9 protein-coding genes and 1 pseudogene are annotated in these 7,962 nt (G+C 76.0%); 6 read left to right on the top strand and 4 right to left on the bottom strand.

Annotation, left to right across the window (positions count from 1 at the left end; all coding sequences use genetic code 11):
- Nucleotides 1–429 (bottom strand): annotated as a pseudogene (locus tag ACFV4F_RS31965) (alpha/beta hydrolase); the annotation flags it as partial.
- Between the two features lie 239 nt (nucleotides 430–668).
- On the opposite strand from ACFV4F_RS31965, the gene ACFV4F_RS31960 reads away from it, so the two are divergent.
- Entirely contained in the window at nucleotides 669–1,478 is an 810-nt protein-coding gene (locus tag ACFV4F_RS31960; RefSeq protein ID WP_380442509.1) for a hypothetical protein, read from the top strand.
- A 38-nt stretch (nucleotides 1,479–1,516) separates the two neighbouring features.
- Here ACFV4F_RS31960 and ACFV4F_RS31955 read toward each other — a convergent pair whose 3' ends face one another.
- Nucleotides 1,517–1,870: a DUF6401 family natural product biosynthesis protein gene (locus tag ACFV4F_RS31955; protein ID WP_380442507.1), complete on the bottom strand. Its 354-nt coding sequence runs from the start codon at nucleotides 1,868–1,870 to the stop codon at nucleotides 1,517–1,519.
- A gap of 153 nt (nucleotides 1,871–2,023) precedes the next feature.
- On the opposite strand from ACFV4F_RS31955, the gene ACFV4F_RS31950 reads away from it, so the two are divergent.
- From ACFV4F_RS31950 to ACFV4F_RS31930, 5 genes are all read left to right on the top strand, one after another.
- Nucleotides 2,024–2,950, top strand: coding sequence for an LLM class F420-dependent oxidoreductase (locus tag ACFV4F_RS31950; RefSeq protein ID WP_380507709.1), 927 nt, complete (start codon nucleotides 2,024–2,026; stop codon nucleotides 2,948–2,950).
- 94 nt (nucleotides 2,951–3,044) lie between these two features.
- Nucleotides 3,045–3,695, top strand: a complete 651-nt coding sequence (locus ACFV4F_RS31945; RefSeq protein ID WP_380442503.1) for an AAA family ATPase — start codon at nucleotides 3,045–3,047, stop codon at nucleotides 3,693–3,695.
- A 75-nt stretch (nucleotides 3,696–3,770) separates the two neighbouring features.
- Nucleotides 3,771–4,742 (top strand): zinc metalloprotease, encoded by a 972-nt coding sequence (locus tag ACFV4F_RS31940; protein WP_380442501.1) that lies wholly within the window; start codon nucleotides 3,771–3,773, stop codon nucleotides 4,740–4,742.
- Nucleotides 4,743–4,776: 34 nt separating this feature from the next.
- Nucleotides 4,777–5,229 carry a universal stress protein gene (locus ACFV4F_RS31935; RefSeq protein WP_380442499.1) on the top strand — a complete coding sequence of 151 codons (453 nt, stop codon included), beginning with the start codon at nucleotides 4,777–4,779 and terminating at the stop codon, nucleotides 5,227–5,229.
- A gap of 55 nt (nucleotides 5,230–5,284) precedes the next feature.
- The gene (locus ACFV4F_RS31930; protein WP_380507706.1) at nucleotides 5,285–6,118 is read left to right on the top strand and encodes a DNA-formamidopyrimidine glycosylase family protein; all 834 of its coding nucleotides are present in this window, start codon (nucleotides 5,285–5,287) and stop codon (nucleotides 6,116–6,118) included.
- Nucleotides 6,119–6,133: 15 nt separating this feature from the next.
- Here the strand turns inward: ACFV4F_RS31930 and ACFV4F_RS31925 are convergent, their stop codons facing one another.
- Entirely contained in the window at nucleotides 6,134–6,769 is a 636-nt protein-coding gene (locus ACFV4F_RS31925; protein WP_380507703.1) for a uridine kinase, read from the bottom strand.
- A gap of 9 nt (nucleotides 6,770–6,778) precedes the next feature.
- Nucleotides 6,779–7,837 carry a PQQ-binding-like beta-propeller repeat protein gene (locus ACFV4F_RS31920; protein WP_380507700.1) on the bottom strand — a complete coding sequence of 353 codons (1,059 nt, stop codon included), beginning with the start codon at nucleotides 7,835–7,837 and terminating at the stop codon, nucleotides 6,779–6,781.
- Between the last annotated feature and the right edge of the window lie 125 nt (nucleotides 7,838–7,962).

Genomic DNA, 7,962 nt, shown 5'->3' with positions numbered 1-7,962 from the left:
CGCGCGCCGCCCCCCCCGGCCGCCCCTCGCGGCCCCGACCCGGACGGGCGGGCCCCCGCCGAGCGCCTCGCGGAGCTCGTCGAGGGCGGCGAGGGCGTCCCGGGCGGCGTCGGCGCGCTCGTCGTTCCAGCCGCGGTGGCGGTAGCGGACGGTGCCGATGGCGATCTCGGCCCCGGCGGTGCCGCGGCGCAGCGCGCGGAGGAAGCCGTGCATGCGCAGCAGCGGCAGGTTGAGGCGGCCGGGCCGGGCGAGGTTGCGTTCCTCGCCGCCGTGGAGCACGAGGACGGCGGCGCCGGGCCGCTGGGGCCGGACGCGCCAGTGCAGGGCCCGGTGCCCGTCGGGCTGTGGTCCGGTGGGGCGTGGTCCGCTGGGGGAGGTCGCCCGGTCGGCGGTGTCGTCCCCAGCGCTCGTCCTGATCGTCCCGCTCACTTGCGTATCCTCCCCAGCCCCCGCGCCCTTCGTCCGTGGACCGCCAACTGTACGCGCGATCACGCGTCCGGTCGCCGGTGCGTCCTGCGCGGGCCCGGTTCACCCGGGGGGATCAAGCCGCACGGGCGGGGGCGCGCGGGCCGGGCCGGGCGCTGCTATCCACGAAGGGTGGGGGATCCGGAACGAAAAGGGGCCGCTCCGCGTCGCTCGTGGCGCCGCGTCCCCGAGTGGAGGACTCCGTGGTTCAGCAGCTCGCCCTCTCCGTGGACTTCGGTTCCGGGTTCACCCAGGCCTGGTCCAAGATCGCGAAGGTCATCCCGCAGTTCATCGCCTTCCTGGCGATCCTGGTCATCGGCTGGTTCGTGGCGAAGGCCATCGCCAAGGTGCTCGACCGCGTGCTGCGCCGGCTCGGGTCCGAGCGGATCGCCGAGCGGGCCGGGATGGCCCGCTACCTGAGCGGCTCCAGCTACGACATGACGGGCATCGTCTGCAAGATCGTCTACTACGCGGTCCTGCTGATGGCCCTGCAGCTCGCGTTCGGGGTTTTCGGCCCCAACCCGATCAGCGTGATGATCCACAGCATCGTCGCGTGGCTGCCCAAGGGCATCGTCGCGGTCGTGATCGTCGTCGTCGCGATGGCCATCGCCAACGCGGTGCGCGACATCGTGGGCAACGCGCTCTCCGGCGCCGCGTACGGCCGGACGGTCTCCACGATCGCCTGGGCGTTCATCGTCGGGCTCGGCGTGATCGCCGCGCTCGGCCAGGCCGGCATCGCCACCGCGATCACCGGCCCGGTGCTGATCGCGGCCCTCGCGACGATCACCGGTGTGCTGGTGGTGGGCGTCGGCGGCGGCCTGATCATGCCGATGCGCCAGCGCTGGGAGCGCTGGCTGGACGGCGCCGAGCGGGAGAGCGCCAAGCTGCGCGGCAGCGCCTACCAGGCCGGCCGCTCGGACGCGCTGGCCAACCAGCCGGTGCGCCCGGCCACCGAGACCGGGCCGCGCGGCCCCGGCATCGACCCGGGCATCGACCCCGGGCGGGAGCTGTAGTCGGGCGGGAGCTGTAGTGAGGCCGGCAGGAGCCGTCGTCAGGCCGGCAGGAGCCCCTGCTCTCGCACCAGCCAGCAGATCGCGGTGAGCCGCCCGACGGCGAAGTCGTAGCCGACCGGCTCCCGCCAGCCGATCTCGGCGAGCGCGTCGAGGAAGCCGAGCGCGTAGTCCGCCAGTTCCTCGCGGTCCAGGGGCCGGGGCAGCAGCTCCGGCCCCTGGGCGTACAGGAGCTCGCGCAGCTCGGCGGCGTGCTGGTCGACCGACGCGACGAAGCCGGGCTCGAACGCGAACTCGGCCAGCCGCGGCGTGAAGGCCGCGACGATGCCCGGCAGCGGGCAGCCGGCCGGCTCGTCGGGGGAGCGGCCGAAGGACTCGTCGGAGGTGGCGAACATCCGTCCACGGTAGGGGAACCGGCGGCCGGGCACGGCGGCTCGTGACGGTTCCGTGCTGAGACCTTGGCCACCTTGGGGCGCCCAAGGGAACACCCTGTGCATTGGCCGGTTCTGTCGCGTGACCGGCCGGCCGTCCGTACCAGAATGGCCGGCATGGATCTTCGCATCTTCACCGAGCCCCAGCAGGGCGCGAGCTACGAGACGCTGCTGGCGGTCGCCCGCACCGCCGAGGACCTGGGCGCGTTCAGCGCCTTCTTCCGCTCCGACCACTACCTGAGGATGGGCGGGGTGGACGGCCTGCCCGGCCCCACCGACGCCTGGATCACCCTGGCCGGCCTCGCCCGCGACACCCGCACCATCCGCCTGGGCACGCTGATGACCGCCGCCACCTTCCGGCTGCCCGGCGTCACCGCGATCCAGGTCGCCCAGGTCGACGCGATGAGCGGCGGCCGGGTCGAGTTCGGCCTCGGCGCCGGCTGGTACGAGGCCGAGCACCGCGCCTACGGCATCCCGTTCCCGAAGGAGAAGTTCGGGCGGCTGGAGGAGCAGCTGGCGATCATCACCGGGCTGTGGAACACCAAGCCCGGCGACACCTTCGACTTCGCCGGCGAGTACTACACCCTCACCGACTCGCCCGCGCTGCCCAAGCCCGCGCAGGAGCGCGTCCCGGTGCTGGTCGGCGGCCACGGCCCGAAGCGCACCCCGGCGCTGGCCGCGCGCTTCGCGGACGAGTTCAACCTGCCGTTCGCCTCGGTCGAGGACACCGCGGCGCAGTTCGGCCGGGTGCGCACCGCCGTCGAGCAGGCGGGCCGCGGGGCCGACGACCTCGTGTACTCGGCGGCGCTGGTCGCCTGCGTCGGCCGCGACGACGCCGAGGTGGCCCGGCGGGCCGCCGCCATCGGCCGGGAGGTCGGCGAGCTGAAGGAGAACGGCCTGGCCGGCACCCCGGCGGAGGTCGCGGAGAAGATCGGCCGGTACGCCGCCGTCGGCACGCAGCGGATCTACCTCCAGATACTCGACCTGCACGACCTCGACCACCTGGAGCTCATCGCGGGCGCCGTCGCCCCGCAGCTGGGCTGACCGTCCGCCCGGCACCCGGCCTGACCACGCCTCTTTACTCCGTCTTGGTCATACGCGATGCTCCAGGGGGAGGAGAACGGCAAGGGGAGGCCAGGTGACCAGGACACGAACGGTGGAGGCGGCGGCGCCCCCGGTGCCGCCGCCTCGGCGCGCCCCCGGGGCGCTGCGCCCGCACGGGCTGCACGACCTGCGCTGCGCCCCCGCCCCGGCGGCGCTGCACTACCCGGCGGGTGACCTCCTGGTCGTCTCCGGCCTGCCGGGCAGCGGCAAGAGCACCCTCATGCGGCACAGCATCCGCGCCGCGCTGGTCGACTCCCAGCAGGTCCGCGAGGAGTACGCGGCCCGCCTGCCCGCCTTCGTCCCGTACGCCGTGTACCGCCCGCTCGTCCGGCTCGCCCACTACCGGCGGCTGCGCCGGGCCGTGCTCGACGGCGGGCCGCTCGCCGTGCACGACTGCGGTGCACTGCCCTGGGTGCGGTCCTGGCTGACCACCGCCGCCGGACGGCAGGGGCGACGCGTGCACCTGCTGCTCCTCGACGCCGACGCCGACAGCGCGCTCGACGGCCAGCGGCTCCGCGGGCGGACCGTCTCCCGCTACGCCTTCGCGCGGCACCGGGCCGCCGCCCGCCGCCTGTACGGCGCCCTCGCCGGCTCGGGGGAGCCGCCGGCCGGGTGTGCGTCGGCCGTGGTACTCGACCGGGCCGCCGCGCGCGCCCTGCGGGAGATCGACTTCGTGGCGTCGTAGTCTCGGCGAGTCCGCGCGCGGCCGCACCGGCCGTCGCAGCCGACGCCCCGTCAATCCACCCCGCCAGGAGCGCAGATGCGCCGTTCCTCCCGGGTGCGCTCGCGTGCCCTCCGCCTGTTCCCCTGTGCCGCCGCGCTCGTCGCGGCGGCCGGCCTCGGCCAGCTCGGGGCCCCCGCCCGGCACGCCGTCCCGGTGGCCGCCGCCGCCCCCGCCGCCGTGTGCGACGGTACGGACGCCGCCGCCCGCCGACCCGCTACGGGCGAGAGCGGGCAGGACCCGAACTCCGTCACCCCCGCCCGGGCCCGGGCCATGGACGACGACCTCCGCTCGCGCCTCTCCGGACACGTCAACGCGCACGCCTTCGGCGACACCGCGACGACGATCCCGGTCTACGTCCACGTGATCCACTCCGGCGACGCCGGCCGCCTCTCCGACGCCACCGTCGCCGCCCAGATCGACCACCTCAACGCCACCTACGGCGGCCAGGGCGACGGCAACACCCCGACCGGCTTCCGGTTCGCGCTCGCCGGCACCGACTACACCGACAAGGCCGGCTGGTACACGGGCATGACGCCCGGCTCCCGCGCCGAGCGCGACATGAAGAAGCAACTGCGCAAGGGCGGCGCCGGCACCCTCAACCTCTACACCGCCAACCTCGGCCAGTCCCTGCTCGGCTGGGCGACCTTCCCCGACGCCTACCGCTCCGACCCGGCCGACGACGGCGTCGTCGTGCTCGACGCCTCCCTGCCCGGCGGCTCCGCCACCGACTACAACGAGGGCAACACCGCCACCCACGAGACCGGCCACTGGCTCGGCCTCTTCCACACCTTCCAGGGCGGCTGCCTGCCCCCCGGCGACTACGTCGACGACACCCCGCCCGAGCGCAGCCCCGGCTACGGCTGCCCCGAGGGGCGGCACACCTGCTCCACGACGGTCCTCGACCCGATCCACAACTTCATGGACTACAGCTACGACTCCTGCATGACCCAGTTCACCCCGGGCCAGGTCCAGCGGATGGCCAACTCGTGGACCGCGTACCGGAGATGACCAACGGATCGACTCACCCGAAAGGAGCAGTGCCATGACCACCATGCCCCGGACCGTCGTCGGCGTGGACGGATCGCCCGCCTCCGAGCAGGCCCTGCAGTGGGCCCTCGACTACGCGCGGGCCGTCGGCGGCAGCGTCCACGCGATCACCGCCTGGGAGTACCCCGCGTTCTACGGCTGGGGCGGCGCGGGAGCGCCCGACGGGTTCAACCCCGAGGACCTCGCCGGGCGGACCCTCGCCGAGTCCGTCGCCAAGGTGGCCGGGGACGCCCCCGGCGTCCCGGTCAACCAGAGCGTCATGCCGGGCAACGCCGCCGGCGCACTGCTCCAGGCGGCCCACGGCGCCGCGCTCCTCGTCGTCGGCAGCCGCGGCCTCGGCGGCTTCTCGGGCGTGCTGCTCGGCTCCGTCAGCCGGCACCTCACCGAGCACGCGCCCTGTCCGATCGTGGTCGTCCGCGAGGGACAGGTGGCCTTCCCCGGCGAGTGACGTCACTGCCGTGGCACCAGCCGCACCGGGCCGCCGCGCGGGGCAGGATGGAGTCATGCCAGAAGGTGACTCCGTCTACCGCGCGGCGGCCCGGCTGCGCGACACGCTCGCCGGCGTGCAGCTCACCGCCGCCGACCTGCGCGTCCCCGCCCACGCCACCGCCGCGCTCGCCGGCCGCTGGGTCCTGGAGGTCGCCCCGCGCGGCAAGCACCTCCTCACCCGCCTCGAAGGCGGCCTCACCCTCCACACCCACCTGCGCATGGACGGCCGCTGGGAGACCTACCGCCCCGGCGAGCGCTGGGCCGGCGGCCCCGCCTGGCAGATCCGCGCCGTCCTCGCCACCGAACGCGGCACCGCCGTCGGCTACCGGCTGCCCGTCGTCGAACTGCTGCGCACCGCCGACGAGGAACGCGCCGTCGGCCACCTCGGCCCCGACCTCCTCGGCGCCGACTGGGACCCGGTCGAGGCCCTCCGTCGCCTGCTCGCCCACCCCGCCCGCCCCCTCGCCGAGGCCCTCCTCGACCAGCGCAACCTCGCCGGCATCGGCAACGTCTACGCCAACGAACTCAGCTACCTCGCCGGCGTCACCCCCTGGACCCCGGTCGGCGAACTGCGCGACCCCGGCCGGCTCGTCGGGCGGGCCCGCGAACTCCTCGACGCCAACAAGCTGCGCCCCGGCCACGTCACCACCGGCGACACCCGGCGCGGCCACCAGCACTGGGTCTACGGCCGGGCGGGCCGCCCCTGCCCCCGCTGCGGCACCCTCGTCCTGACCGCCCGCCAGGGCACTCCGCCGCAGGACCGGGTGGCGTACTGGTGCCCGTACTGCCAGCGCGGGCCCGCGCCGGAGGCCCGCAGCGCCGGGCCGCGCACGGCGGGGCGGCGCTGAGGCCACCCCGGGGGATCAGTCGCGTTCGACCAGGGCCGGGTGGCGCGGGTCGTCGACGCGGACGACGACGTCGGCGGCCTCGGACGGCACGGTCTCGGCCTCGTAGCGGGCGAAGGCGGGCAGCGTCCACCGTTCGTCCTCGGGCGTGCGGCGGGCGAGCGCGGCCGGGGTGAGGGCGAGGTGGACGGTCAGCTCCAGCGGCAGCCAGCGGCCGAGCAGCAGCGCGCCGTCGAGCAACAGCACGCCGCCGGGCGGCAGTTGGCTGTACGGGGCACGGGTGGCGCGGTCCGTCACCGGATCCCACAGGGACGGCAGGACGCGGCCGGTGCCGCCCGGCTCCAGCGGGTCGAGCACCTCGCGCGCCAGCGCGCCGTCGTCGAGCCAGAGGTCGTGGAAGGCGTCGGCGTCCCGCTTGCCGTACTCCAGGCGGATCGACGCCGGGCGCAGGAAGCCGTCCGCCGCCACCCGCAGGGCGGGGCGGCCGCGCAGCCGCAGCGGCTCGACCAGGGTGTCGGCGAGGTCCCCGGGGCGGGCGGCGGGCGCGCCGTCGACGGCGACCCGCAGCCACCGCTGCCCGGCGCCGGGCAGCGCGGAGATCCGCTCGGCGAGGTGCTCGGCGAGCAGGTCGGGGGAGATCGGGCGGACCCGCACCGGGGCCTCCTAGACCGTGGCCAGCGGGAGGGCGTGCAGGACGTCGTCGTGGCCCGCGTACAGGCAGTTGCCGTCGGCGGCGAGTGACCAGACGTCCTTGCCGGGGCCGGAGTCCCGGAAGGTCCAGAGCAGGCGGCCCGTCGCGGCGTCGACCGCGCACACGCCGCCGCCGGCCGGGCCGGGGACGTAGAGGACGTCGTTGACCAGCATCGGATGGCTGCGGGCATCCAGCAGGAACGGCAGCCGGAGCGACCAGAGCGCGTCCGGGCCGGCCTCGGTGTGCGCGGTGACCACGCCGTTGTCGCGCGGGAGGAAGACCGCGGCGCCCGCGGTCAGCGGGGGCATCGCCCGCCAGTTCTCGCCCCGGGCGGGCGGCAGCGTCCAGAGTTCGGCGCCGGTGGCGAGGTCGAGGGCACGCAGGCCGCCGGTGCCGTCCGGGACGTGGACGGCGCGCTGTCCGATCGCGCACCAGCGGAGGTTCTCGTTGCCCGGAGCCGTCCAGCGCTGCCGTCCGGTCGCGGCGTCCCGGACGACCAGCTCGGTGCGGCCCTCGCGGGTGCGGACGGAGGCGATGGTGCCGGTGGGGCCGGTGGGGCCGGGCGAGGGGGCGAGCAGCCGCTCGCCGAGGTCGGCGGGGGAGGACCACAGCAGCGTGCTGTCCGTGATGCGCACCGCGAACGCCTTCTGCGCCGGGACCTTGTCGTTCCGGGTGGGCAGGGCGTAGGCCGTCCCGTAGAGGGCCGTGCCGTCGCAGCCGGCGAGGACGACGTCGTCGGTGACGGCCTCCGGCAGGGCGACGGTGAGGTCGGCGGCGGGGTCGGCGAGGTGGCGGCCGTCGATGTGGCCCTGGGAGGTGGTGAACACGCGGTCGCCGCTGATCACCACGCGGGCGGCGGTCGCATCGTCGCCGAACTGCCGCTCCGGGGGCGCGAGGCGCAGCAGCCGGGTCGGCGAGCCGGTCGCCGGGTCGAGCAGCTGGAGGCCGGCGCTGGTGACGTACAGCGGCCGGTTCGGCCGGGTGGTGAGCCGCTCGGGCGTCATGGCCTCGGGCCCGCGGTACGTCCACACCGGCGTCGGCCCCGAGACGGCGACGGGGGCCGGCGGTGCCGGGCGCGGGGGGCGGGGGGCGGCCCCCCGGCCGGCGCCCCCCCCCCCCCCCCCCCCCCGCCCGCCCCCCCCCCCCCCCCCCCCAC

Origin of the sequence: Kitasatospora sp. NPDC059722 (assembly GCF_042733235.1) — a bacterium.
In the GTDB taxonomy this organism is placed as follows: domain Bacteria; phylum Actinomycetota; class Actinomycetes; order Streptomycetales; family Streptomycetaceae; genus Kitasatospora.
This window is presented reverse-complemented; position numbering and strand designations above follow the sequence as displayed.

Coding starts and splice junctions, on each gene's coding strand:
- ACFV4F_RS31950 (WP_380507709.1), top strand. CDS start 2,024: ATGGATCTTCGCATCTTCACCGAGCCCCAGCAGGGCGCGAGCTACGAG.
- ACFV4F_RS31955 (WP_380442507.1), bottom strand. CDS start 1,870: ATGTTCGCCACCTCCGACGAGTCCTTCGGCCGCTCCCCCGACGAGCCG.
- ACFV4F_RS31940 (WP_380442501.1), top strand. CDS start 3,771: ATGCGCCGTTCCTCCCGGGTGCGCTCGCGTGCCCTCCGCCTGTTCCCC.
- ACFV4F_RS31935 (WP_380442499.1), top strand. CDS start 4,777: ATGACCACCATGCCCCGGACCGTCGTCGGCGTGGACGGATCGCCCGCC.
- ACFV4F_RS31930 (WP_380507706.1), top strand. CDS start 5,285: ATGCCAGAAGGTGACTCCGTCTACCGCGCGGCGGCCCGGCTGCGCGAC.